Raw genomic sequence first — 23,147 nt, forward strand, 5'->3', positions numbered from 1 at the left:
GGGTAGGGGCGAAAAACCCTCGCCCCGCCACGGCCTCAGCCGTCAGCCAACCGGCCGCGCCCGCTCCACCACCGCCGCCAGGTCCAGGGTGTGCGGCAGCGTGCCGAAGGCCGTGCCCCAGTCGCCGCCGAGGCGCGAGGCGCAGAACGCGTCGGCGACCTCCGGCGGCGCGTACCGCACGAGCAGCGAACCCTGGAGCACCAGGGCGAGACGCTCGACGAGGCGGCGGGCGCGGGCCTCGATGCCGTCCAGGTCGGCGAGCTCGGTCAGCAGGTTCTTGATGGCGCCGTCCAGCCGGTGGTCGGCGCCCCGGGCTTGGCCCACCTCCATCAGTACGGCGTTCAGCGCCTGCGGCTCGCGCTGCAGGGCACGCAACACGTCCAGCGCCTGGACGTTTCCGGCGCCCTCCCAGATCGAGTTGAGCGGCGACTCGCGCAGCAGCCGGGGCATGCCCGACTCCTCCACGTAGCCGTTGCCGCCGAGGCACTCCAGGGCCTCGGCCACCATCGGCGTACAGCGCTTGGTCACCCAGTACTTCGCGGTCGGCACCGCGAGCCGCAGGAACGCGCGCTCCTGCTCCGACCCGTCGTCGTACGCGGCGGCCAGCCGCAGCGCCAGCGTCGTCGCCGCCTCCGACTCCAGCGCCAGGTCCGCCAGCACGTTCCGCATCAGCGGCTTGTCGATCAGCTTTCCGCCGAACGCCTCCCGGTACGTGCAGTGGTGCACGGCCTGCGCCACCGCCTGCCGCATCGCCGAGGCCGCGCCCAGCACGCAGTCCACCCGCGTGATCGCCACCATCTCGATGATCGTGCGCACGCCCCGACCCTCGTCGCCGACCCGGCGTGCCCACGTCCCGTCGAACTCGACCTCGCTGGAGGCGTTGGACCGGTTGCCCAGCTTGTCCTTCAGCCGCTGGATGCGGAACACGTTGCGCGTGCCGTCCTCCAGTACGCGCGGCACCAGGAAGCACGTGAGCCCGCCCGGAGCCTGCGCCAGCACCAGGAACCCGTCCGACATCGGCGCCGAACAGAACCACTTGTGCCCGGTCAGCTCGTACGTGCCGTCCTCGGCGAGCGGCCGCGCCGAGGTCGTGTTGGCGCGGACGTCACTGCCGCCCTGCTTCTCCGTCATCCCCATCCCGAAGAGGACACCGGACTTCTGCGCGGCGGGCCGCACGCCCTGGTCGTAGACCATCGACGTCAGCCGCGGCTCCCACTCGGCGGCCAGCGCCGGATCGGTGCGCAGCGCGGGCACCGCCGCGTGGGTCATGGACAGCGGGCAGCCGTGCCCCGCCTCGACCTGCGTCCACACCACGAAGGAGGCCGCGCGCCGCACGTGCCCTCCCGGCCGTGACCAGGCCGCCGTCATCCCCGCCGAGACGCCCTTGCCGAGGAGGCGGTGCCAGGACGGATGGAACTCCACCTCGTCGACGCGGTGGCCGTACCGGTCGTGGGTGCGCAGCTTCGGCGGGTTCTCGTTGGCCAGCACCCCCCACTCCTGTGCCTGTGCGGAGCCGGCCGTGCGCCCGAGCAGCGAGAGCTCGTCGCGGACGTCGTCGAGCAGATCGGGGGCGAGATGGCGCTCGACGGCCTCCGCGAGGGCCCGGTCGGCGGCGAAGACGTCGTACGCGACCAGGGGCGGAGCCTGATTGGTCACTTCGTGGGTGCTGGCTGCCATGTATCGGAACCTACCCTTCGGTACGACCGTGGTCACCAGTATCCGGCATCGGGACCGGAAGGTGAGGTCGGCCTGCCCCGGCGGATACCTTTAGGACGTGCAGCCAGCAAGCGATTCCCCCGATTTCCCTGAGAGCGCCTCCGGCCGTCTTCACCGGGCACGCGCCCTCTACCGGAACGTCTCCAAGCGCAGGACGGCCTGGCTGCTGCTCAAGGACACCGTCAACTCGTGCATCGAGTACCGCATCCTCGGGCTCGCCGCGGAGGCGGCGTTCTTCACGCTGCTGTCCGTGCCCCCGCTGCTGCTCAGCATGATCGGGCTGCTCGGCTACGTCGACGACTGGACGGGCGCGGACACCATCGCCAGCCTGGAGAACAACATCCTGGAGGCGTCCCGCACCGTCCTGTCCGACAAGGGTGTCAGGCAGATCGCCCAGCCGATCCTCGACGACGTCATAAAGGGCGGCCGCCCCGACATCATCTCCATCGGCTTCCTCTTCGCCCTCTGGTCGGGCTCACGGGCGGTGAACGTCTTCATCGACACCATCACCGTCATGTACGGCCTCGACGGGGTGCGCGGGATCGTCAAGACGCGGCTGATGGCGTTCCTGCTGTTCATCGTGGCCCTGATCATCGGCTCGATCGTGCTTCCGCTGATGGTCGCGGGCCCGGACGCGGTGGTGGACATCGTGCCGTGGTCGACGACCGTCGTGCAGGTCCTGTACTGGCCGGTCGTGATCGTCCTGTCGATCGTGTTCCTGACGACGCTGTACCACGTGTCCGTGCCGGTCCGCTCACCGTGGGTGGAGGACGTTCCCGGCGCCCTGGTGGCCCTGGGCATGTGGGTCCTGGGCAGCTTCCTCCTCCGCATCTACCTGACGAACACGGTCGAGGGCCCGACGATCTACGGCTCACTGGCCGCACCCGTGGCCGTGCTGCTCTGGATCGGTGTCTCCGCCTTCGCGGTACTGGTCGGCGCCGCCGTCAACGCGGCCATCGACCGGATCTGGCCGGCCGCCGCCACCGCCGCCGCGCGTGCGGCGAACGAGCGGCTGCGGGAGGAGCAGGCCGCCGAGTACATCGCCCGGGCCGCCGCGGCGCGTGCCGCACACCCCGACGACCCCGACGATCCGGACATGCCGTCCGAGTTTCCGGAACGCTGGTCCCGGTTCCTGCCTCCGGAGGACGTGACGTCTCGGTTGCGTACGCATGCGAAGAGTTCGCACAAGAACGGGGACGATGTGCCGCCGGCGGGTGAGTGAATTGAGCGCCGTTGGGGTGTGGGTTTGTGGGTTGGTGCGGGTTCGTTGTGGCTGGTCGCGCAGTTCCCCGCGCCCCTAGCTAGTCCGGCGTAGCCTTTCTTATGTGTACTCGGAGAGGGTGTCCCGGCTTGAGGGCGCCGTTGTGTGGGTCAACAATCCGGTCGGCTTCGATGCCGGGCTTGTGCTTCCCGACGGGTGTATGGACCTGCTCTGGAGCGACGGGCGGCTGATGGTCGCCGGGCCCGATACACGGGCGCATGTCACCGGCGGCCCGCCCTCGCGGTGGGCCGGGGTGCGGTTCTTCCCCGGTACCGCGCCCGCCTTTCTGGGTGTGCCCGCGTATGAGCTGCGTGACCGGCGGGTCGAGCTCGCGGACGTGTGGCCGGCCGAGAGGGTGCGGCGGCTCACGGCCCGGGTGAACGCGGCCGCCGACCCGGCGCTCGGGCTCGAACAGCTGGCGCTGGAGCGGGCGGCGGAGGCCGGGCCGCTCGACCCGTTGCCGGGCAGGGTCGTGGCCGCTCTGGACGCGGGCCGCCCGGTCGCCGCGACCGCCGATGAACTGGGCCTCGGGGCCCGGCAGTTGCACCGACGCTCGCTGACGGCTTTCGGGTACGGCCCGAAGACGCTGGCCCGCGTCCTGCGGCTCCAGCGCGCGCTCGTCCTCGCCCGGGGCGGGGTGCCCTTCGCGGACACGGCGTTTCGGACCGGGTACGCCGACCAGGCGCACCTGGCGCGTGAGGTGAGGGAGCTGGCGGGGCGCCCGCTCGGGCAGTTGCTCGAACGCTAGTTGCCGGGCAGCGGTGCGAACAGGTCCACGCCGTTGCCGTCCGGGTCGTTCACGACCGCGTACCGCTGGCCCCACACCGCGTCCCACGGTTTGAGCTCGCCATGATGGCCTGCGGCCACCAACTCCTCGTACACCGCGTCCACTTCGGCGGGGCTCTCGCACAGCAGGGCGATCGAGGACCGGCCGCCGCCCGTCCCCGGCTGCCACTCCGGGGCGAAGGACCGGACGGTCTCCTCGGTGTCGAGCAGCAGCCGCAACCCGCCCGGCAGGGGGGCCTCGGCGTGCGGTGCGGTCTCGGCGCCCTCCGGGAAGGCGAATCCGAGGCGGCGGTAGAAGGCGACAGAAGCGGCCATGTCGGAGGCGACCAGTCCGATCGCGTCGAATCGTGGAGTCATGCGGCCACCGTAGGCAGGGCCCGGCCTCGTGGTCTTGAAGGAAACGGACACGCACACAGACACGGACACCGGTTACGCATGGTGCAGGGGTGCATCCATGGCGTACAGCTACGCAAAACACTCTGAGCGCCACCTGTGGAACACCTGTGCGGCAGTATGAGTCCATGTTGCGTGCCGTCCGCGTTCTGCTTCCCCTCGCCTGCCTGCCGCTGCTGCTGCTCACGGCCTGCGGAAACGAGAAGGTGGTGGTGAGCGCCCCCGAGCCGCGGCGGCCCGCTCCCGACCGGGCCGAGCTGCAGGACCGGGCGGAGGCACTGGGCCTCGCGCCGGAGCTCGTCTACGTCACCGAGTCCCCCGGGTTCACGCTGGCCCGGCAGTCGGTGGGCGTGTACGGCGCCGACGGTTTCTCCAGCGCGTACTGGTCGCGGAAGAGCGGCGCCCAGATCCTCCTGCTCGTGGACCGCGGCACGATGACGGCCGAGAGCTGTCCGCGGCAACCGGTCGGCCAGGGCGGGGGCGGGTCGGTGACCTGCGAGCGGGACGGCGACGCCTGGTACCGCTCGTCGGGCGGACAGCACGAGTACGCCGTCCTGGCGGCGGGGCACGTGGTCCGGATCAGCGGCGACACGACGAGGGTCGACCGTGATGTCTTGCACGCGGCCTCCGAGGCCGCTCGCCGCCCGACCACCGCCGAGCTGGACGGCCTCCTGCCGCACCCGCCCCACGGAGGTCCGGTGGAGCGCGGTGACCTGCCGCCCGTGGGCGACGGGGCGCCGAACAACGAGGTGGGGACGACGGGTTGAGGTGCGCTCAACCGCCGTGTGACAGCGGCGCGTTCAAGGCGGGGCGCACTACGCGGGGGTGATGCTGCGCCGACACGGCACCACCCCCGCTGCTTCGGCCCCAAGCGGGAACGCGGCCGCCTCAGTGGGCGGCGCTGAACAAGTTTCAGGCACCGTACGACTGTTCGCCAGGGTTGCAGGGGGTTGCAACTCATCAGCTCTCTGTGGCCGGACCGGGTCCCTCTGCGGCCGTTCGGCGGCACACTATGAGACTTGGAGTCAACGCACGCGCGGACGTCCGTGGCCGAAGGGGCCGGGAAACCCTGGAACGGACAGGTCCGCCGGGAGGATCGAGTGGCGCACTCGCCGATGGACGCTTCACGGCCGGCCGCCCAGGACGCGAGGCGGGCGGCACGGGCGCTCGGCGAGGTGCGCGGCGCCGCACTCGCCGGAGAGCGGCCGAAGATGGCGCCGCGGCCGGTGATCAGGGAGTCCTGGGACCGCACGGTCCGCGGCGGGGTCGACCCCGACCACGACTTCCGGGCCGATGTGCTCGGCCTGGACGAGGTCGAGCGGCGGCGGCAGACCTCACGGCTGCGCCACGTGCTGCCCGTGCTGCAGGAGGGGTTGCTGTCGTTCGCGGACTCGGCGCAGCACCTCGTGGCGGTCGCCGACGCGGAGGGCCGGTTGCTGTGGCTGGAGGGCAGCCCGGCCGGGCTGCGCAAGGCGGACGGGCAGGGGCTCGGGGTCGGCGGGGACTTCCGCGAGGAGGTGATCGGCACGAACGGCATCGGCACCTCGCTGGTGGCCCGCCGCCCGGTGGAGGTGGTCTCCGCGGAGCACTTCGCGCGGCCCCTGCAGTCCTGGGTGTGCACCGGCGCTCCCATCACCGACCCGCGTGACGGGCGGTTACTCGGCGCGGTGGACGTCAGCGGCCCGCTGGAGTCCCACCATCCCGCCACGCTCGCGCTCGTCGGCTCGGTCGCCAAGCTCGCCGAGGCCCGGCTGCGGGACCTGCACCTGACCTCGCTGGAACGGCTGCGCGCGGTCGCCGCGCCGGTGCTGGCGCGGATCGGCGGCCGGGCGGCGGCCGTGGACACGGACGGCTGGACGGCCGCCGTGACCGGCATGCCGTACACGAACCGGCTGGCCCTGCCGAAGCCCCTCTCCCCCGGCTGGCGCCGGCTGCCGGGCCTGGGGCCGTGCCGGATCGAGCCCCTGCCCGGCGGCTGGCTGATACGCCCCGGCGCCGAGAGGCCGGCCGACGACGACACGGCCCGGATCGTCCTGGACCTGGCGCACTGGCGCCGCTGCACGGTGACCGCGTCGGGCGGCTCGGGCTCCTGGACCCACGAACTCAGCCCCCGCCACGCCGAACTGCTCTACCTTCTGGCCCTCCACCCCACCGGCCGTACCGCCGCGGCCCTCGCCGACGACATGTTCGGCGACCCGGCGCGCACGGTCACGGTCCGCGCGGAGATGTCCCGCGTACGCCGCTACATGGGCGCCTTCCTGGAACACCGCCCGTACCGCTTCACGGAGGGCGCCGAGGTCGACCTCCGGCTGCCTGACGACCCGTTGGACCTGCTGCCGCACTCGCTGGCGCCGGGGGTTCTCCGGGCCCGCGGCGCGTCCTCGCACGGACTCCCGCACGAGCGGACGCGGCCCTCCGAGACGTGGCACGGATGAACGGACGGTAGCCCAGGAGTGAGGGATATCCCTGCATTTATGCAGTACTCCAACCGCGACAGGGCCCCTCTGAAGTAGCATCCCTCCCAGGCCACCCCACCTGGCTCTCCGTCAACGTGCTGATCATGAGAGGCAGTTGGCCGTCCCTGGGAGGTTGTATGAGTCGCGGCAGACACCGTCGACGCAGAAGAGGCCGTGCGCTGCGCGCCGGCCTTGCCGGGACCGCGCTGGCTCTGACCGCCGCGGCCACGCTGATCAGCACCTCACAGGCCGCGGGCGGCGACAACCCGGGCGGCCTGAAGCAGCTGACCTCATCGAGCGAGATCGGCAAGCTCCAACTGCACGAGAACCTCGTCAGCGAGACCACCCTGGACACCCTGACGGACGGCATGGGCGGGAACGTCGGCGTGCACGGCGTCCTGCAGAGCGCCAACCACCCCATGCGGAACAAGTCCGCCTGCTACGAATCCGAGCGGAACGCCCTGCCGGTCGAGCCCACCGCGACCCGCGCGTACTGCTGGGACACCGGCGACGCCACGACCCAGAAGTGGCTCCCCCAGTCCGTCACCACCTCCGCCGACGCCGACGACGACGGCCTGTGGGGCGAGGACCGCGTCATCCTGTCCGGCTGGACGCACAACGACCACAAGAAGGGTGAGCCCGACGACGACAAGGGGCTCGCCCGCGTCGCCTTCATCGACGCGAACGACCCGAACAACCTGAAGTACCGCTGGGTCCTCCTCGTCGCCCCCCTCTCGGGCGGCAAGGACTTCGGCGCCGTGCGCTCCCACGTCGGCGGCATGGTCTGGTACCAGGACAAGCTGATCGTCACCGCGAAGAACGGCGCCGACCACAACAACGCCCTCTTCGTCTTCGACATGCACCGCATCCTCCAGGCCAATGTCAACAGCAGCGAGGTCGGCAAGGTCAGCGGCGGCTATTCGGCGCACGGCTACCAGTACGTCCTGCCGGCCATCGGCTCGTACAACCTGACCGGCGGCAAGTGCGACGACAAGAACGACAACGCGGTGCCCTGCTTCGGCTCCATCTCGCTGGACCGTACGTCGACGCCCAACAGCCTGGTGGCGAACGAGTGGTTCAGCTCGGGCGGCACCCAGCCCGCCCGCGTCTGGCGCTACTACTTCAGCACCCAGCTCAGCCGCACGGGCCTGCTGGGCTCCAACTCCAGCGACATCGTGAACGCGGACGAGGCGTACGAGACCAAGGCGGTCGGCCTTCAGGGCGTGATCTCGCACAAGCCGAGCGGAGCGAGCAAGGCCGACTGGTACGTGGGCTACGCCCCGGGCAGCCGCGGAAAGCACGGCACGCTCTGGCGGCAGAACGAGAACGGCGCCGACGCCGCCCGGTGCACCTCCGACCAGTCGTACGCCTGCTGGGGCCAGCACACCGAGTCCATGTCGTACTCGCAGAAGACCGGCGAGCTGTGGACGCTCACGGAGTGGGCCGCGAACAAGGACAACGAGTGGGAGCCCGAGGCCATCCCCGAGCGGACGCTGTACGCGGTACCGCTGTCGACGGTCAACAGCTCCATGAACTGAGAGCCCACGATATGGACGCCGGACCCGGCCTTGGTGCCTGGTCCGGCCTCGTGGTTTTCTGGCTGCCATGTCCACCATCACCGTGACCACCTGGTCCCTGGAGCAGACCTCCCCGGCCGACCTCCTGCCCGCGCGGGCCCCGGAGGGCGATGTCCGGATCGTCCGCTCCGAGGTCCCCTCCCCCGAGTTCAGCCGCTTCCTGTACGCCTCCGTCGGGGGCGACATCCGCTGGACCGACCGGCTGTCGTGGTCGTACGCGCGCTGGCAGGAGCACCTGGACCGGCCCGGCGTGGAGACCTGGGTGGCCTACGACCGCGGGACGCCCGCGGGGTACGTCGAGCTCGAACCGCAGGACGGCGCGGCGGTGGAGATCGTGTACTTCGGGCTCGTCCCGGCGTTCCGGGGACGGCGCATCGGCGGGCACCTTCTGTCGTACGGGGCCGCGCGGGCCTGGGATCTGGCCGAGCGGTGGCCGCGGCTGTCCCCGACCAAGCGGGTCTGGCTGCATACGTGCAGCAAGGACGGGGAACACGCGATGGCGAACTACCAGCGGCGGGGGTTCCGGCTCTTCGACACCAAGGTGGAGCAGGAGCCGGAGGTGCCCGCGCCGGGGCCCTGGCCTGGGGCCTAGCCTCTGCATGACGCATCTCACAGCGTCCCGCGATTCGAGACACACCTGTCCACAATATGGATGAAGGTGGACTGAGTCTAAAGAGCCATGACACGCTTCCGTCATGTCTGGAACTGGAATTGCCTTGGTGAGTCGGCGGCACGTCGACCTCGGCCGCATGTCCAGCGCCATCTGTCCGGCGAGCTGAGCAGCCCCAGCACCGCCGCATCCCCCCTTCTGCCTCACCCTGCGCAACGACGCGCACGTACGGCACGCATGCCGCTGCGTGCATCAGGGGCCTCCGGCCCCGGGGCTCCCCGTACGCGCAGGTCAGAGCCGCATTCCCGCCTGTCATGAAGGACGTATCAACCATGGCCGCCACCCCGCAACGCCCTGCCACGCCCCGCCGCAAGGTGAGCCGTCACCGTGGCGAGGGTCAGTGGGCCGTAGGTCACTTCACCCCCCTCAACGGCAACGAGCAGTTCAAGAAGGACGACGACGGTCTCAATGTGCGGACACGCATTGAGACGATCTACTCCAAGCGGGGCTTCGACTCGATCGACCCCAACGACCTGCGCGGCCGTATGCGCTGGTGGGGGCTGTACACCCAGCGCAAGCCCGGCATCGACGGCGGCAAGACCGCCATCCTGGAGCCGGAGGAGCTGGACGACAAGTACTTCATGCTGCGGGTGCGGATCGACGGCGGCCGGCTGACCACGCAGCAGCTGCGCGTGATCGGTGAGATCTCCGAGGAGTTCGCGCGCGGCAGCGCGGACATCACCGACCGGCAGAACATCCAGCTGCACTGGATCCGCATCGAGGACGTGCCGGAGATCTGGAACCGGCTGGAGGCCGTCGGCCTGTCCACCACCGAGGCCTGCGGCGACACCCCGCGCGTCATCATCGGCTCGCCGGTCGCCGGCATCGCCGAGGACGAGATCATCGACGGCAGCTCCGCCATCGACGAGATCCACGAGCGGTACATCGGCAGCAAGGAGTTCTCCAACCTGCCCCGCAAGTTCAAGACGGCGATCTCCGGCTCCCCGCTCCTCGACGTCGCCCACGAGATCAACGACGTGGCGTTCGTCGGAGTCGAGCACCCCGAGCACGGCCCCGGCTTCGACCTGTGGGTCGGCGGCGGCCTGTCCACGAACCCCAAGATCGGCGTCCGCGTCGGAGCCTGGGTGCCGCTGGCGGAGGTCCCGGACGTCTGGGCGGGCGTGATCGGCATCTTCCGCGACTACGGCTACCGGCGGCTGCGCACCCGCGCCCGTCTGAAGTTCCTGGTCGCCGACTGGGGCGCCGAGAAGTTCCGCCAGGTGCTGGAGGACGAGTACCTCAAGCGCAAGCTGGTCGACGGTCCCGCGCCCGCCGAGCCCGTGGAGCGCTGGCGTGACCACGTCGGCGTGCACCGGCAGCAGGACGGCCGCTACTACGTCGGGTTCGCCCCGCGCGTCGGCCGCGTCGACGGCGCCACGCTGACGAAGATCGCCGAGGTCGCGGAGGCCCACGGCTCCGGCCGGGTCCGTACGACGGTCGAGCAGAAGATGATCGTCCTCGATGTCGAGGAGGCGCAGGTCGAGCCGCTGGTCGAGGCCCTCGAAGCCCTGGACCTGACCGCCAAGCCCTCCCCCTTCCGGCGCGGCACCATGGCCTGCACCGGCATCGAGTACTGCAAGCTGGCCATCGTCGAGACCAAGGCGCGCGGCTCCTCGCTCATCGACGAGTTGGAGCGCCGCATCCCGGACTTCGACGAGCCGATCACCATCAACATCAACGGCTGCCCCAACGCCTGCGCCCGTATCCAGGTCGCGGACATCGGTCTCAAGGGCCAGCTCGTCCTCAACGACGAGGGCGAGCAGGTCGAGGGCTACCAGGTGCACCTGGGCGGCGCGCTCGGCCTGGAGGCCGGGTTCGGCCGCAAGGTGCGCGGTCTGAAGGTCACCTCGGACGAGCTGCCCGACTACATCGAGCGCGTCCTCAAGCGGTTCCAGGCGGAGCGCGAGGACGGCGAGCGGTTCGCCACCTGGGCGGCGCGTGCCGACGAGGGGGCTCTGTCGTGAGCGAGCGTGCCGCCCCCTTCTACTGCCCCTACTGCGGTGACGAAGACCTGCGCCCGAGCGAAGAGGGCCACGGTGCGTGGGAATGCGGAGCGTGCAATCGAGCCTTCCAGTTGAAGTTCCTCGGGCTGCTGGCCCGGGGAGTTCAGCGAGCCGACAGTGGAGGGGATCAGATATGAGGACCGCCCAGGCGGATTCCGACACAGCACCGAACGACGCGGACGACCCGGACGCGGCGAAGCGCGCCGAGCTCAAGACGCTCGCCGAGCAGGCCGGCCGCGACCTGGAGGACGCGTCCGCGCTGGAGATCCTCCAGTGGGCCGTGGACACGTTCGGCAAGCGCTTCTGCGTGACCTCCTCCATGGAGGACGCCGTGGTCGCGCACCTCGCGTCCCGTGCCCGGCCCGGAGACGGCCCCGTCGACGTAGTCTTCCTCGACACCGGCTACCACTTCCCGGAGACCATCGGCACCCGTGACGCCGTCGAGGCCGTGATGGACGTCAACGTCATCACGCTCACCCCGCGCCAGACCGTGGCCGAGCAGGACGCCGAGTACGGGCCGAAGCTGCACGACCGCGACCCCGACCTGTGCTGCTTCCTGCGGAAGGTCAAGCCGCTGGAGGAGGGCCTGACCCGGTACGACGCGTGGGCGACGGGCCTGCGCCGCGACGAGTCCCCGACCCGGGCGAACACCCCGGTCGTCGGCTGGGACGAGAAGCGCGGCAAGGTCAAGATCTCGCCGATCGCGCGCTGGACGCAGGACGACGTGGACGCGTACGTCACCGAGCACGGCGTACTCACCAACCCGCTGCTGATGGACGGCTACGCCTCCGTGGGCTGCGCCCCCTGCACCCGCCGCGTCGCCGAGGGCGAGGACGCGCGCGCCGGACGCTGGGCGGGCAGTGCCAAGACCGAGTGCGGGCTGCACTGATGACGCCGCCTTTCACGAAACAGTCGACGCCCACCACACCATCTCCGAACCCCCGGGAGAACCACGTGACGACCGGAGCCACCATCTGGCTCACGGGTCTGCCGAGCGCCGGCAAGACCACCATCGCGTACGAACTGGCGAGCCGGCTGCGCGAGGACGGCCACCTCGTCGAGGTCCTCGACGGCGACGAGATCCGTGAGTTCCTCACCGCCGACCTCGGCTTCAGCCGCGCGGACCGCCACACCAACGTGCAGCGCATCGGTTTCCTCGCCGACCTGCTGGCCCGCAACGGCGTGAAGGCGCTCGTGCCGGTCATCGCGCCCTACGCCGACAGCCGCGAGGCCGTCCGCAAGCGCCACCAGGCGAGCGGCGCCGCGTACATCGAGGTCCACGTGGCCACCCCGGTGGAGGTCTGCTCCGAACGTGACGTGAAGGGGCTGTACGCCAAGCAGGCCGCGGGCGAGATCTCCGGCCTCACCGGTGTCGACGACCCCTACGAGGCGCCCGAGACGCCCGACCTGCGCATCGAGTCGCAGAACCAGACCGTGCTGGAGTCCGCCGCCACGGTCCACAAGCTGCTCGTCGAAAGGGGTCTGGCATGACGACCGTCGCCTCCGTCTCCTCGGAGACCGACAGCCCGTACTCCCTGTCGCACCTGGACGCGCTGGAGTCCGAGGCGGTGCACATCTTCCGCGAGGTGGCGGGCGAGTTCGAACGGCCGGTGATCCTGTTCTCCGGCGGCAAGGACTCCATCGTCATGCTCCACCTCGCGCTGAAGGCCTTCGCCCCCGCCGCGATCCCCTTCTCCCTGCTCCACGTCGACACCGGGCACAACTTCCCCGAGGTCATCGAGTACAGGGATCGTACGGTCGACAAGCACGGCCTGCGGCTGCACGTCGCCTCCGTGCAGGACTACATCGACCGCGGAGTGCTGAAGGAGCGCCCCGACGGCACCCGCAACCCTCTCCAGACCGTGCCGCTGACCGAGAAGATCCAGGACGAGAAGTTCGACGCGGTCTTCGGCGGTGGGCGACGGGACGAGGAGAAGGCGCGGGCGAAGGAGCGGGTGTTCTCCCTGCGCGACGAGTTCTCCCAGTGGGACCCGCGCCGCCAGCGCCCCGAACTGTGGCAGCTCTACAACGGCCGCCACGCCCCCGGCGAGCACGTCCGCGTGTTCCCGCTCAGCAACTGGACCGAGCTGGACGTGTGGCAGTACATCGCCCGCGAGGACATCGAACTGCCGCAGATCTACTTCGCCCACCAGCGCGAGGTCTTCCAGCGGGCCGGCATGTGGCTCACCGCCGGTGACTGGGGCGGCCCCAAGGACGGCGAGAACGTCGAGAAGCGCCTCATCCGCTACCGGACCGTGGGTGACATGTCCTGCACGGGCGCGGTCGACTCCGACGCCACCACGCTGGACGCCGTGATCGCCGAGATCGCCGCCTCCCGGCTCACCGAGCGCGGCGCGACCCGCGCCGACGACAAGCTGTCCGAGGCCGCGATGGAAGACCGCAAGCGCGAGGGGTACTTCTAAGCATGAGCACCATCACGACCGGGGAACTCACCGAGGTCCTCTCGGAAACCACCCTGCTGCGGTTCGCCACCGCCGGCTCCGTCGACGACGGCAAGTCCACGCTCGTCGGACGGCTGCTGCACGACTCCAAGTCGGTCCTCGTCGACCAGCTGGAGGCCGTGGAGCGCGCCTCGGCCAGCCGTGGCCAGGACGCTCCCGACCTCGCGCTGCTGACGGACGGTCTGCGCGCCGAGCGTGAGCAGGGCATCACCATCGACGTGGCCTACCGCTACTTCGCCACGCCCCGCCGCCGCTTCATCCTCGCCGACACGCCCGGCCATGTGCAGTACACCCGCAACATGGTCACCGGCGCCTCCACGGCCGAACTGACGGTGATCCTGGTCGACGCGCGCAACGGTGTCGTCGAGCAGACCCGCCGCCACGCCGCGATCGCCGCGCTGCTGCGCGTCCCGCACGTGGTCCTGGCCGTGAACAAGATGGACCTCGTCGGGTACGAGGAGCAGGTGTTCGCGAAGATCGCCGAGGAGTTCACGGCGTACGCGAGCGAGCTGGGCGTCCCCGAGATCACCGCCATCCCGATCTCGGCGCTGGCCGGTGACAACGTGGTGGAGCCGTCGGCGAACATGGACTGGTACGGCGGCCCGACGGTCCTGGAGCACCTGGAGACCGTGCCGGCCAGCCACGACATGGCGCACTGCCACGCCCGGCTGCCCGTGCAGTACGTGATCCGCCCGCAGACCGCCGACCACCCGGACTACCGGGGATACGCGGGCCAGATCGCGGCCGGTACGTTCCGCGTGGGCGACCCGGTGACGGTGCTGCCGTCCGGCCGGGCGACCAAGGTGGCGGGCATCGACCTGCTGGGCAAGCCGGTCGACGAGGCGTGGACACCGCAGTCGGTGACCCTCCTGCTGGAGGACGACATCGACATCTCGCGCGGTGACCTGATCGTGCCCAGCAAGGACGCGCCCGCCACCACGCAGGACATCGAGGCGACCGTCTGCCACGTCGCCGACGCGCCGCTGACCGTGGGCCACCGCGTGCTGCTCAAGCACGGCACCCGCACGGTCAAGGCGATCGTCAAGGACATCCCGTCCCGTCTCACGCTCGACGACCTGTCCCTGCACCCGCACCCGGGACAGCTCGTCGCCAACGACATCGGCCGTGTGAAGATCCGCACCGCGGAGGCGCTGCCCGTCGACTCGTACGCCGACTCCCGGCGCACCGGTTCGTTCATCCTGATCGACCCGAACGACGGCACCACGCTCACCGCGGGCATGGTCGGCGAGTCGTTCGCGTCCCCGGAGCCCGTCAAGGACGAGGCCGAGGACGACGGGTGGGACTTCTGACATGAACTCCACCGACTTCTACTCGACGTTCGCGAAGGAGGGCGGCCGTGTCGGCAGCGGCGCCCTCGGCAGCGGGCAGGGCGGAGTGACGCGATGTGTGCGCTGACGTACGCGCACCGCTTGCGCGCCCTCACCCCCCACCGCCGTAGACGAAAACCTGCCGACCTCCCGGCCACGGCCTGAGAGACCGTGACCGCCGGGCCCTCGAGAGGAACACCTCCCGTGCCTGCCAGAATCGCCGTCCGCCGCACACTCGCGGTCATCGCCGCTCTTCCCCTCCTCACCCTCGCCGCCTGCGGCTACGGTTCCGAGGCCAAGGACAACGACACCCAGAAGGTCGCCGCCGGCGCCAAGAAGATCGACGGTCTCGACACCGTGAAGATCGGCTACTTCGGCAACCTCACCCACGCGACCGCGCTCGTGGGCAACCAGAAGGGCTTCTTCCAGAAGGAGCTCGGTGCGACGAAGGCGGAGTACGCGACCTTCAACGCCGGTCCCTCGGAGATCGAGGCGCTCAACTCGAAGTCCATCGACATCGGCTGGATCGGCCCGTCGCCCGCGATCAACGGCTACACCAAGTCGGACGGCAAGAGCCTGCGCATCATCAGCGGCTCCGCCTCCGGCGGTGTGAAGCTCGTGGTCAACCCGAAGAAGATCAAGTCCCTTAAGGACGTCAAGGGCAAGAAGATCGCGACCCCGCAGCTCGGCAACACCCAGGACGTGGCGTTCCTCAACTGGATCGCCGACCAGGGCTGGAAGGTCGACGCGGAGAGCGGCAAGGGCGACGTCTCCGTGGTCCGCACGGACAACAAGGTCACCCCGGACGCCTACAAGTCCGGCTCCATCGACGGCGCCTGGGTGCCGGAGCCGACCGCGTCCAAGCTGGTCGCCGAGGGCGGGAAGGTGCTGCTCGACGAGGCGAGCCTGTGGCCGGACAAGAAGTTCGTGATCACGAACATCATCGTGTCGCAGAGCTTCCTGAAGGAGCACCCGAAGGTCGTCGAAGCGGTGCTGCGCGGTTCGGTGAAGACCAACGCATGGATCGCCGCCAACCCGGACGAGGCCAAGGCCGCGGCGAACGCCCAGCTGAAGGTGGACTCCGGCAAGGAGCTGCCGGCCGACGTGCTCGACCCGGCGTGGAAGTCCATCCAGTTCACCAACGACCCGCTGGCCTCCACCCTCAACACCGAGGCGGAGCACGCGGTCAATGCGGGCCTGCTGGAGAAGCCCGACCTGAACGGGATCTACGACCTGGCGCCGCTCAACAAGGTCCTCAAGGCCGAGGGCGAGTCCGAGGTCGACGACGCCGGTCTCGGCGTCAAGTAATCGAGCGGTCCGATGAGTTCCCAGGAGGTGACGACCATGGCCACCACATTCGCCAAGGCCGCCGACGGCGTCCAGGCGGTCGAGCACGCAGCCCGTATCGAGCATGTCTCGAAGTCCTTCGCCGGGCCCGCCGGGCAGCAGCTCGTCCTCGACGACATCACCCTCGATGTCGCTCCGGGCGAGTTCGTCACCCTCCTGGGGGCCTCGGGCTGTGGCAAGTCCACACTGCTCAACCTGGTCGCGGGGCTCGACGCCCCGACCGCGGGCAGCATCACGACCGACGGGCGTCCGGCCCTGATGTTCCAGGAGCACGCCCTGTTCCCGTGGCTGACCGCGGGCAAGAACATCGAACTCGCCCTGAAGCTCAGGGGAGTCGCCAAGAACGAGCGACGCGACAGGGCCGAGGAACTGCTCGAACTGGTCCGTCTGAAGGGCGCGTACGGCAAGCGCGTGCACGAGCTGTCGGGCGGTATGCGCCAGCGCGTCGCCCTGGCGCGGGCGCTCGCCCAGGAGAGCAAGCTGCTGCTGATGGACGAGCCGTTCGCGGCGCTCGACGCCATCACGCGGGACGTGCTGCACGACGAGCTGACCCGCATCTGGAGCGAGACGCGGCTGTCCGTCCTCTTCGTCACGCACAACGTGCGCGAGGCGGTCCGGCTCGCCCAGCGCGTCGTCCTGCTGTCGTCCCGGCCGGGCCGTATCGCGCACGAGTGGACGGTCGACATCCCGCAGCCGCGCCGCATCGAGGACGCCGCCGTGGCGGAGCTGTCCGTCGCGATCACCGAAGAACTGCGTGGGGAGATCCGCCGCCATGGCCAGCACTGAGACCCCGGCCGTCAAGGACGGCGTCAAGAACGGCGTCAAGGACGGCAACGATCTGGCGGGGCTCGAAGCGGGGCTGGACGCCCTGGAGACGGTCCAGTCCGGGCGGACGCCGTTCCGGCAGACCTTCACGCAGAAGATCCTGCCGCCGCTGACCGCGATCGCGCTCGTCCTGGTCGTGTGGCAGGCGCTGATCTCGTTCGGCGTCGTCGACGACCCGACCAAGCTGCCCTCGCCCGCCGACGTGTGGGGCGAGGTCGAGGACGCCTGGCTGCAGGGCACTCTGGTCGGTTACATCTGGACGAGTGTCTCCCGTGGTCTGTTCGGTTTCCTTCTGGCGCTGGCGATCGGCACTCCGCTGGGCCTTCTGGTCGCGCGGGTCAGGTTCGTGCGGGCGGCGCTCGGCCCGATCCTCTCCGGCCTCCAGTCGCTGCCGTCGGTGGCCTGGGTGCCGCCGGCCGTGATCTGGCTGGGTCTGGAACCCGAGATGATGTACGCGGTCATTCTGCTGGGTGCCGTGCCGTCGATCGCCAACGGCCTGGTGTCGGGTGTCGACCAGGTGCCGCCGCTGTTCCTCCGGGCGGGCCGGACACTCGGCGCGACCGGTCTGCGCGGAACGTGGCACATCGTCATGCCCGCGGCTCTGCCCGGCTATGTGGCGGGCCTCAAGCAGGGCTGGGCGTTCTCCTGGCGTTCGCTGATGGCCGCGGAGATCATCGCGTCCTCGCCGCAGCTCGGCGTGGGTCTCGGCCAACTGCTGGAGAACGGCCGCAACACCAGCTCGATGTCCATGGTCTTCCTCGCCATCCTGCTCATCCTGATCGTCGGCATCGCCATCGACCTGCTGATCTTCAGCCCGCTGGAGCGGTGGGTCCTGCGCAGCCGCGGCCTGCTGGTGAAGAGCTGAGCCACGACATGCGCGACCCGGTCCTCCTCGTCATCGCCCACGGCAGCCGCGACCCGCGGCATGCCGCGACCGTGCACGCGCTAGTCCGGCGCGTGCGCGCGACGCGTCCCGGGCTGCGTGTGGAGACCGGCTTCCTGGAATTCAACATCCCCTCCGTGCACGGGGTGTTGGAGTCCCTGGCGGCGGAGGGCGTCCGTGACGTGGTCGCCCTGCCGCTGCTGCTGACGCGCGCGTTCCACGCGAAGGCGGACATCCCGGCCGTCCTGCGGGAGGCGCCGGCGCAGCTCCGCATCCGCCAGGCGGAGGTGCTCGGTCCGTCTCCGCTGCTGCTGGCGGCGCTGGAGCGCCGGCTGTACGAGGCGGGGTTGCGTCCCGCCGACAAGCCCTCGACCGGGGTCGTGCTGGCCTCGGCGGGGTCCACGGACCCGGAGGCGATCGCAGTGATCGCAGAAATCGCGCGGGAGTGGCGGCACACCGGTTGGTGCGCCGTGCGGCCTGCGTTCGCCTCCGCGTCGCTTCCCCGCACGGAGGACGCGGTGCGGGAGCTGCGTGCTCTCGGCTGCGGGCGCGTCGCTGTCGCCCCGTACGTGCTGGCTCCCGGCTTTCTGCCGGACCGTATCGCGCGGGGCGCGGCCGGGGCGGATGTGCTGGCGGATGTGCTGGGGGCCGCGCCGGAGGTGGCGCGGGTGCTGCTGCGGCGGTACGACGCGGCCCGGCGGCCGGTGCTGGCGGCGGTCGGCGCGTAGGCCTCCGGCGGGTGCGGGGGCGAGAAAGATGGGTTGCTCAGCCGGCGGAGCGCGCCCCGGTGGCGCGCGGGTCGCGGCCGCTCAGGGCGAGGGCGCGGGCGAAGACGGGCGCGTCGTCCGGCACCGGCACCGGGTCGGCGAAGCCGTCGTACTGGCGGTAGAGCTCGGCGTGGGTCGAGACCACGTCCAGCACCAGCAAGGCCGCCCCCTCGGAGAGGTGGATCTCCTGGCCGGTGGCGGTGGCGACGTCCCAGCCGTGGACCGCCATCTCCTTCACGACCATCCCGGCCAGGTCGGGCGCGGGCAGCGAGCCGCCGCCCAGGTCGACCTCCCCCTCCCACACGACCGGGTCGTCCCACGCGGCGACGGCCCGGTCGAGCTGCTCGGCGTACACCCGGGCCCAGTCGGGCCCGGCGGTGAAGTCACGCGCGGTCAGCTCCTCGGGAAGCGTCTTGCGCAGGGCCCGGTGCTCCAGGCCGTACGAGGTGTACAGGACCCAGTGGTTGACCAGGGCGCGGACGTCCCACCCGGGGCAGTGCGTGGGCGCGGACAGCAGCTCCGCCGGGACGCCCCGGGCGACACGGGCCGCCTCGGCAGCGCATTCGACCATGTACGGGTGCACCTGCTGGTGCGGGTTGTTCCGGTGCGCATCACTCATGCGCTTCACCCTAGGAACGGCGCGTTCGCTCCTCTTGAACAAACGCGACAGCCTCGTCGGCGAGGCGTACGAGCTCCGCGACCGGCATCGACCCCGCCTCCCGGCGCTCGCGCGCGAACGTGTTCGCCAGCCGCTGCAACAGGTCGTTCAGCGGCGTCGCTACACCGTGCAGGCGCCCCAGCAGCGCGATCTCGCCGTTGAGGTAGTCCGCCTCTATGGTGCCCGTGCCGCGGGTCAGGGACTGCCACGAGGAGCCACCACCGCGCGGGGAGCCGTCGAGCGGCACCAGGGTGATCTTGTCGCCGCGGAGCTCCCGCTGCTCCTCCGCGCTCGTGTACGCGATCCCGGCCGCGTCGAGCACGGCCGCGCCCTCGGCCCGCACACGCTCCAGCAACGCCACGGCCTCCTCGCCCTCGGCGGGCGCGGCGACGGCTTCGAGGGCGTTGCCCAGGTTGGCCAGCAGCTTGGCGTACTGCCAGCGCGCCACGTCCGGCTCGACCGGCGCCTCGAACCGCGACTTCTCCAGGTCGGCGGCGATCAGCCGGGCGGTCTCGTCCGTGCCGTGCGGAACGCGCCCGAGGTGCAGGATGCCGGTGAGCGGGGTGCCGGCGGCGGAGACGAGGCCCGGTTCGACGTGGGTCGCCGGCAGCCAGACGCACACGCCGTACACCCGCCGGAAGCGGCGCAGTGCCAGGCGCTGGCTCTCCACGCCGTTCTGCGCGCACACCAGCGGCAGCCGCTCCGCGGCCGTGCCGCCGCCCGCCACCGGCGCCGGTCCCCACGACGCCAGCGCGGCCTCGCTGTCCTGGGTCTTCACGGCGAGCACGAGGACGTCGTCCGCCCGCAGTTCGCCGAGCGCGTCCGGTCCGTCGACGGTCGGCAGGCGGTGGGTGAACTCGCCGTCCGGCACCCTGAGCCGCAGCCCGCCGTCCCGTAGCGCCGCGTACTGCGAGCCCCGGGCGACGAGGACGACCTCATGTCCGGAGCCCGCGAGCCGCCCGCCGATCGCGCCGCCGACGGCCCCCGCTCCGATGATGATGTAACGCATGGGAGGAGCTTCGCACAGCGGTTGACCTTGCCCCAGGGGCAGGGTCGAGCGTGCGGGCATGGACTTCCACCTCGGATACCTCAGACAGACGCCGTTCAGTGATCCCGGGCCGCTCGACGGGCTCCCCGGGGGAGACATCGCTCAACTGGCCGTGCTGACACGGAACCTGATCATCCATCGGGGAGAGGGCGAGCGGTTCGGCTACACCGTCCCGCAGGACCGGCTGCACCAGGACGCCGAGTCCCGATACGTGAGCGAGCTGCTGCGTATCGTGCGCGAACGGGCGGATCGGCCGCTCACCGAACGCCGTGAACCCGGCGAGCGGTTCGTCGGCACCTGCCGGGACTTCGCGCTGCTGCTGTGCTCGCTGCTGCGGGCCACGGGCACCCCCGCGCGCATCCGGTGCGGTTTCGCCGCGTACTTCATCGAGGGCTGGCACGACGACCACTGGGTCACCGAGTACCGCCTGCCGGACGGGAGTTGGCGGCTGGTCGACCCCCAGCTCGGCGACGGCTCGTACGACGTGCCCTTCGACCCGCTGGACGTTCCCCGGGACCGTTTCCTGGTCGCCGGGGACGCCTGGCGGATGTGCCGGGACGGGCGGGCCGATCCGGGGACGTTCGGGGTGAGCTGGATCGAGAGCCTCCGGGGTCTGTGGTACATCCGCGGCAATCTGCTGCGGGATCTGGCCGCGCTCAACGGGGTGGAGGTGCTCCCCTGGGACGAGTGGGGCGTCGACGCCCCACCCGAGAGCGACGCGGTGCTCACCGAGGAGGATCTCGCCCTGGCCGACGCGGTGGCCGCCGCGGTGGCCGCCGGATGCGAGGCGGAGCTGCGGCGGTTGTACGACGACCCGCGGCTGAGGGCTCCGGACGAGGTCCGCTCGTACACCCTCGACGGGGTGCGCACCGTTCAGCTGGCCGGCGGCAGCAACGTCCCCAGCGGTCCCAGGTCGAGGTTGAGGTCCTCCAGGCGCAGGTCGTAGCGCGCGCAGAGTTCCTCCATGCGGTCGTGGAGGAGCATCAGCGTCAGGCCGACGCGTTCCTCCTGGTCCTCCGTCAGGTCGCCGCCCTCGACGCGGTGGATCGCCTGGCGCTCCATGAGCTGGCGGAGGAGTTCGACGACGGTCAGGACGAGTTTGACCAGGTCGCGCTCGACGGTGTCGGGGTCGGTCGCCAGGCGCTGGGCGGCGCGGGGCTCCGGGGACGGTGGAGGCGGCGGTGGCGAGTGCACGGGCAGCGGTTCCTCACAGCAGACGGGCGGCCACGGGGGCGATGACCGCGCGGAGGTCGATGCGGACGAGGTCGACGTCGGCGATGGACAGGACGAGGTCGCCGGTGAGGACGACGCCGCCCTGGAGGAGCCGGTCGAGGAGGTCGATGAGAGCGACCGGCCGGTCGAGGTGCGGGGTGGCGGCGTGCTCGGTGACTGCGTGCGCGGTGGCGGCGTGCGGGGTGACGGTGTGCGGGGTGACGGTCACGGGGTTGGCTCCGGGGGAAGGGCGAAGGAGTACGGGGCCCAGGGGCCGGTCACCTCCACCTGGACGCCGGGGAACTTCTCGGCCGCCGCCAGGACGCTGGTGCGGAAGTCGTCGACGCTGTTCTCGGGCACGAGGTAGGCGTCGTTGCTGACGTTCGGGCCGGGGACCGGGCCCGCGAGGTCGCCGCTCTGGGGGCGGTGGGCGACGCGGTCGGCCGCCAGGGCGCCGGCCGTCTCGGTGATGTGGGAGGCGCTGCGGGTGGCCGCGTGCCAGGAGTCCTCGGCCGTGCGCTTGCGCCGGCGGATTCCGGCCAGGTAGGCGCGGCCGATGCCGAGCCGTTTGCCGTGGGCCGTCTCCTGGCCCGTCCTCTGATCCGTCCCCTGGCCCGTCTCCTGGTCCGTCTTCTGCTCGGGTGGCGTGCTGTCGGGGGCGGCGTAGATCTTGACGCCGAGTTCCACATGGCCCGTGACCCGGTCCAGCAGGGGCAGGAAGTCGTCCCGGCGGGCGTCCAGGGCCTGCCGGACGCGGTCCTCGTCGCGGTAGACGGTGACCAGGCGCAGTGGCAGCAGGGCGATTCCGCGCCCGGTGAGCGGGGCGACGACGGCGTGGTGGGCCCGGGCCGTGGCCTCCAGCCAGCTCAGGTCCTCCAGGTTGGCCTTGAGGGGGGCCTCGTCGAAGTCCGCGGCCGGGACGGGGCCGACGGCCGCGGCCAGCCCCGGGGTGCCGTCCGTGGTGCCGTCGGCGAACTCCAGCAGGCGTATGGGCTCGCCGGCGACTCCTCGCAGGTCCGCGACCGCACGGGCGGCCTCCGGAGTGCGGCGGAGCACGGCGTAGGCGTAGACGATGTCCGTGTCGGTGGGCGTGTCGGTGGGCGTGTCGGTGTCCGTGTCAGTCATGGGGCGGGGCTCCTGTCCGCGGCCCGCAGGGCGGCGATCTCGGCGCGCAGGCGTTCGTTCTCCTCGGCGAGGGACCCGTTCGGGTTCTCGGCGAGGGACCGGTCCGGGGCGGTGGCCCGGGACGAGAGGGAGGGGTCGTGTTCCCACCAGTCGATGCCCATCTCCTTCGCCTTGTCGACGGAGGCGACGAGCAACCGCAGCTTGATGGTGAGCAGTTCGATGTCGAGCAGGTTGATCCGGATGTCGCCCGCGATCACCACGCCCTTGTCGAGGACCCGTTCGAGGATGTCGGCGAGGGAGGGCGCCTGGCCGCCGGGCGGTTCGTACGGGGAGGGAAGGCGGGATGCTCCTGCGAGGCCGCCTGTTACCGGTTGTGTCATGGTCGTGGGGCTCGTCTCCGCGCGGTGATCTCGTCGAGCTGGTCCAGCAGTTCGTCCTCACGGCGGTCGTACTCGTCCTCGTCGATACGTCCCTCCAGCAGGGCGCGCTCCAGTTCGGTGAGCGCCCGCCGGACGGGGGCCGGGTCGTAGTACTCCGCTTCGGCGGCGTACCGCAGCTGCTCGGCGGCCCAGAGGGTGGCGCGCACCGGAGCGAGGGGGAGGGTGAGGATTCCGGTCAGCAGGCCCATGG

The 23,147-nt window shown here is 71.0% G+C and carries 27 protein-coding genes; 18 read left to right on the forward strand and 9 right to left on the reverse strand.

Annotated features, from left to right (window positions below; all coding sequences use genetic code 11):
- Positions 1–42: 42 nt before the first annotated feature.
- The gene (locus FNH08_RS13270) at positions 43–1,677 is read right to left on the reverse strand and encodes an acyl-CoA dehydrogenase family protein (protein WP_152771684.1); all 1,635 of its coding nucleotides are present in this window, start codon (positions 1,675–1,677) and stop codon (positions 43–45) included.
- Between the two features lie 97 nt (positions 1,678–1,774).
- On the opposite strand from FNH08_RS13270, the gene FNH08_RS13275 reads away from it, so the two are divergent.
- Together FNH08_RS13275 and FNH08_RS13280 are read left to right on the forward strand one after the other, a co-directional pair.
- Complete coding sequence (locus FNH08_RS13275) at positions 1,775–2,938, forward strand: YihY/virulence factor BrkB family protein (RefSeq protein WP_322724392.1); 1,164 nt, start codon at positions 1,775–1,777, stop codon at positions 2,936–2,938.
- Between the two features lie 103 nt (positions 2,939–3,041).
- Entirely contained in the window at positions 3,042–3,725 is a 684-nt protein-coding gene (locus FNH08_RS13280; RefSeq protein ID WP_322724394.1) for a helix-turn-helix domain-containing protein, read from the forward strand.
- Here FNH08_RS13280 and FNH08_RS13285 read toward each other — a convergent pair.
- Positions 3,722–4,120, reverse strand: a complete 399-nt coding sequence (locus tag FNH08_RS13285; protein WP_152771685.1) for a VOC family protein — start codon at positions 4,118–4,120, stop codon at positions 3,722–3,724. The two genes, FNH08_RS13280 and FNH08_RS13285, sit on opposite strands and share 4 nt — an antisense overlap.
- A gap of 164 nt (positions 4,121–4,284) precedes the next feature.
- Between FNH08_RS13285 and FNH08_RS13290 the strand changes: the two genes are divergently transcribed.
- From FNH08_RS13290 to FNH08_RS13360, 15 genes are all read left to right on the forward strand, one after another.
- On the forward strand, positions 4,285–4,923 hold the full coding sequence (locus tag FNH08_RS13290) for a hypothetical protein (protein ID WP_152771686.1): 639 nt from the start codon (positions 4,285–4,287) through the stop codon (positions 4,921–4,923).
- A gap of 348 nt (positions 4,924–5,271) precedes the next feature.
- Complete coding sequence (locus tag FNH08_RS13295) at positions 5,272–6,591, forward strand: GAF domain-containing protein (protein ID WP_152771687.1); 1,320 nt, start codon at positions 5,272–5,274, stop codon at positions 6,589–6,591.
- A 158-nt stretch (positions 6,592–6,749) separates the two neighbouring features.
- Complete coding sequence (locus FNH08_RS13300; protein ID WP_152771688.1) at positions 6,750–8,150, forward strand: hypothetical protein; 1,401 nt, start codon at positions 6,750–6,752, stop codon at positions 8,148–8,150.
- Between the two features lie 67 nt (positions 8,151–8,217).
- Complete coding sequence (locus FNH08_RS13305) at positions 8,218–8,781, forward strand: GNAT family N-acetyltransferase (protein WP_152771689.1); 564 nt, start codon at positions 8,218–8,220, stop codon at positions 8,779–8,781.
- 103 nt (positions 8,782–8,884) lie between these two features.
- Entirely contained in the window at positions 8,885–8,968 is an 84-nt protein-coding gene (locus FNH08_RS53515; protein WP_309486338.1) for a putative leader peptide, read from the forward strand.
- 163 nt (positions 8,969–9,131) lie between these two features.
- Positions 9,132–10,823 (forward strand): nitrite/sulfite reductase, encoded by a 1,692-nt coding sequence (locus FNH08_RS13310; RefSeq protein ID WP_152771690.1) that lies wholly within the window; start codon positions 9,132–9,134, stop codon positions 10,821–10,823.
- Positions 10,820–10,999: a hypothetical protein gene (locus FNH08_RS51840; RefSeq protein WP_322724397.1), complete on the forward strand. Its 180-nt coding sequence runs from the start codon at positions 10,820–10,822 to the stop codon at positions 10,997–10,999. The genes FNH08_RS13310 and FNH08_RS51840 overlap by 4 nt, the downstream gene beginning before the upstream one ends.
- Positions 10,996–11,751 carry a phosphoadenylyl-sulfate reductase gene (locus tag FNH08_RS13320; RefSeq protein ID WP_152771691.1) on the forward strand — a complete coding sequence of 252 codons (756 nt, stop codon included), beginning with the start codon at positions 10,996–10,998 and terminating at the stop codon, positions 11,749–11,751. Before FNH08_RS51840 ends, FNH08_RS13320 begins: the two co-directional genes overlap by 4 nt.
- 65 nt (positions 11,752–11,816) lie before the next feature.
- Entirely contained in the window at positions 11,817–12,353 is a 537-nt protein-coding gene (gene cysC / locus FNH08_RS13325) for an adenylyl-sulfate kinase (protein ID WP_322724398.1), read from the forward strand.
- Entirely contained in the window at positions 12,350–13,285 is a 936-nt protein-coding gene (gene cysD, locus FNH08_RS13330) for a sulfate adenylyltransferase subunit CysD (RefSeq protein WP_152771693.1), read from the forward strand. Before cysC ends, cysD begins: the two co-directional genes overlap by 4 nt.
- 2 nt (positions 13,286–13,287) lie before the next feature.
- On the forward strand, positions 13,288–14,634 hold the full coding sequence (locus tag FNH08_RS13335) for a sulfate adenylyltransferase subunit 1 (protein WP_152771694.1): 1,347 nt from the start codon (positions 13,288–13,290) through the stop codon (positions 14,632–14,634).
- Positions 14,635–14,856: 222 nt separating this feature from the next.
- A complete protein-coding gene (locus FNH08_RS13345; RefSeq protein ID WP_322724400.1) occupies positions 14,857–15,960 on the forward strand; it encodes an aliphatic sulfonate ABC transporter substrate-binding protein in 1,104 nt (367 codons plus the stop codon).
- Positions 15,961–15,996: 36 nt separating this feature from the next.
- Positions 15,997–16,785 carry an ABC transporter ATP-binding protein gene (locus FNH08_RS13350; protein ID WP_152771696.1) on the forward strand — a complete coding sequence of 263 codons (789 nt, stop codon included), beginning with the start codon at positions 15,997–15,999 and terminating at the stop codon, positions 16,783–16,785.
- Complete coding sequence (locus FNH08_RS13355; RefSeq protein WP_152771697.1) at positions 16,772–17,689, forward strand: ABC transporter permease; 918 nt, start codon at positions 16,772–16,774, stop codon at positions 17,687–17,689. The genes FNH08_RS13350 and FNH08_RS13355 overlap by 14 nt, the downstream gene beginning before the upstream one ends.
- A gap of 8 nt (positions 17,690–17,697) precedes the next feature.
- Entirely contained in the window at positions 17,698–18,435 is a 738-nt protein-coding gene (locus tag FNH08_RS13360) for a sirohydrochlorin chelatase (RefSeq protein WP_152771698.1), read from the forward strand.
- A 37-nt stretch (positions 18,436–18,472) separates the two neighbouring features.
- Here the strand turns inward: FNH08_RS13360 and FNH08_RS13365 are convergent, their stop codons facing one another.
- Positions 18,473–19,093: a TIGR03086 family metal-binding protein gene (locus tag FNH08_RS13365; RefSeq protein WP_152771699.1), complete on the reverse strand. Its 621-nt coding sequence runs from the start codon at positions 19,091–19,093 to the stop codon at positions 18,473–18,475.
- Between the two features lie 10 nt (positions 19,094–19,103).
- Positions 19,104–20,141, reverse strand: coding sequence for a ketopantoate reductase family protein (locus FNH08_RS13370; protein WP_152771700.1), 1,038 nt, complete (start codon positions 20,139–20,141; stop codon positions 19,104–19,106).
- 58 nt (positions 20,142–20,199) lie between these two features.
- Between FNH08_RS13370 and FNH08_RS13375 the strand changes: the two genes are divergently transcribed.
- Positions 20,200–21,126, forward strand: a complete 927-nt coding sequence (locus FNH08_RS13375; RefSeq protein ID WP_152771701.1) for a transglutaminase-like domain-containing protein — start codon at positions 20,200–20,202, stop codon at positions 21,124–21,126.
- Here FNH08_RS13375 and FNH08_RS13380 read toward each other — a convergent pair.
- Genes FNH08_RS13380 through FNH08_RS13400 form a run of 5 tightly spaced genes read right to left on the reverse strand, consistent with a single transcriptional unit; the run spans position 21,054 to position 23,145 of the window.
- Complete coding sequence (locus tag FNH08_RS13380; RefSeq protein ID WP_407704364.1) at positions 21,054–21,374, reverse strand: gas vesicle protein K; 321 nt, start codon at positions 21,372–21,374, stop codon at positions 21,054–21,056. The genes FNH08_RS13375 and FNH08_RS13380 overlap by 73 nt on opposite strands.
- Before the next feature lie 13 nt (positions 21,375–21,387).
- Positions 21,388–21,621 (reverse strand): gas vesicle protein, encoded by a 234-nt coding sequence (locus tag FNH08_RS13385; RefSeq protein WP_322724401.1) that lies wholly within the window; start codon positions 21,619–21,621, stop codon positions 21,388–21,390.
- On the reverse strand, positions 21,618–22,517 hold the full coding sequence (locus FNH08_RS13390) for a GvpL/GvpF family gas vesicle protein (RefSeq protein ID WP_152771703.1): 900 nt from the start codon (positions 22,515–22,517) through the stop codon (positions 21,618–21,620). The genes FNH08_RS13385 and FNH08_RS13390 overlap by 4 nt, the downstream gene beginning before the upstream one ends.
- Complete coding sequence (gene gvpJ / locus FNH08_RS13395) at positions 22,514–22,897, reverse strand: gas vesicle protein (RefSeq protein WP_152771704.1); 384 nt, start codon at positions 22,895–22,897, stop codon at positions 22,514–22,516. Before gvpJ ends, FNH08_RS13390 begins: the two co-directional genes overlap by 4 nt.
- On the reverse strand, positions 22,894–23,145 hold the full coding sequence (locus FNH08_RS13400; RefSeq protein ID WP_152771705.1) for a gas vesicle protein GvpG: 252 nt from the start codon (positions 23,143–23,145) through the stop codon (positions 22,894–22,896). Before FNH08_RS13400 ends, gvpJ begins: the two co-directional genes overlap by 4 nt.
- Positions 23,146–23,147 lie beyond the last annotated feature (2 nt).

The sequence above is a fragment of the Streptomyces spongiae genome (assembly GCF_009377185.1).
GTDB lineage: Bacteria > Actinomycetota > Actinomycetes > Streptomycetales > Streptomycetaceae > Streptomyces > Streptomyces spongiae.

Excerpts from the sequence above, each read along its gene's own strand:
- FNH08_RS13360 (WP_152771698.1), top strand. The coding sequence starts at position 17,698 with ATGCGCGACCCGGTCCTCCTCGTCATCGCCCACGGCAGCCGCGACCCG.
- FNH08_RS13270 (WP_152771684.1), bottom strand. The coding sequence starts at position 1,677 with ATGGCAGCCAGCACCCACGAAGTGACCAATCAGGCTCCGCCCCTGGTC.
- FNH08_RS13320 (WP_152771691.1), top strand. The coding sequence starts at position 10,996 with ATGAGGACCGCCCAGGCGGATTCCGACACAGCACCGAACGACGCGGAC.
- FNH08_RS13305 (WP_152771689.1), top strand. The coding sequence starts at position 8,218 with ATGTCCACCATCACCGTGACCACCTGGTCCCTGGAGCAGACCTCCCCG.
- FNH08_RS13390 (WP_152771703.1), bottom strand. The coding sequence starts at position 22,517 with ATGACTGACACGGACACCGACACGCCCACCGACACGCCCACCGACACG.
- FNH08_RS13310 (WP_152771690.1), top strand. The coding sequence starts at position 9,132 with ATGGCCGCCACCCCGCAACGCCCTGCCACGCCCCGCCGCAAGGTGAGC.
- gvpJ (WP_152771704.1), bottom strand. The coding sequence starts at position 22,897 with ATGACACAACCGGTAACAGGCGGCCTCGCAGGAGCATCCCGCCTTCCC.
- FNH08_RS53515 (WP_309486338.1), top strand. The coding sequence starts at position 8,885 with ATGTCTGGAACTGGAATTGCCTTGGTGAGTCGGCGGCACGTCGACCTC.
- FNH08_RS13365 (WP_152771699.1), bottom strand. The coding sequence starts at position 19,093 with ATGAGTGATGCGCACCGGAACAACCCGCACCAGCAGGTGCACCCGTAC.
- FNH08_RS13350 (WP_152771696.1), top strand. The coding sequence starts at position 15,997 with ATGGCCACCACATTCGCCAAGGCCGCCGACGGCGTCCAGGCGGTCGAG.
- FNH08_RS13335 (WP_152771694.1), top strand. The coding sequence starts at position 13,288 with ATGAGCACCATCACGACCGGGGAACTCACCGAGGTCCTCTCGGAAACC.
- FNH08_RS13355 (WP_152771697.1), top strand. The coding sequence starts at position 16,772 with ATGGCCAGCACTGAGACCCCGGCCGTCAAGGACGGCGTCAAGAACGGC.
- FNH08_RS13300 (WP_152771688.1), top strand. The coding sequence starts at position 6,750 with ATGAGTCGCGGCAGACACCGTCGACGCAGAAGAGGCCGTGCGCTGCGC.
- FNH08_RS13370 (WP_152771700.1), bottom strand. The coding sequence starts at position 20,141 with ATGCGTTACATCATCATCGGAGCGGGGGCCGTCGGCGGCGCGATCGGC.
- FNH08_RS13290 (WP_152771686.1), top strand. The coding sequence starts at position 4,285 with ATGTTGCGTGCCGTCCGCGTTCTGCTTCCCCTCGCCTGCCTGCCGCTG.
- FNH08_RS13375 (WP_152771701.1), top strand. The coding sequence starts at position 20,200 with ATGGACTTCCACCTCGGATACCTCAGACAGACGCCGTTCAGTGATCCC.
- FNH08_RS13400 (WP_152771705.1), bottom strand. The coding sequence starts at position 23,145 with ATGGGCCTGCTGACCGGAATCCTCACCCTCCCCCTCGCTCCGGTGCGC.
- FNH08_RS13295 (WP_152771687.1), top strand. The coding sequence starts at position 5,272 with ATGGACGCTTCACGGCCGGCCGCCCAGGACGCGAGGCGGGCGGCACGG.
- cysD (WP_152771693.1), top strand. The coding sequence starts at position 12,350 with ATGACGACCGTCGCCTCCGTCTCCTCGGAGACCGACAGCCCGTACTCC.
- FNH08_RS13285 (WP_152771685.1), bottom strand. The coding sequence starts at position 4,120 with ATGACTCCACGATTCGACGCGATCGGACTGGTCGCCTCCGACATGGCC.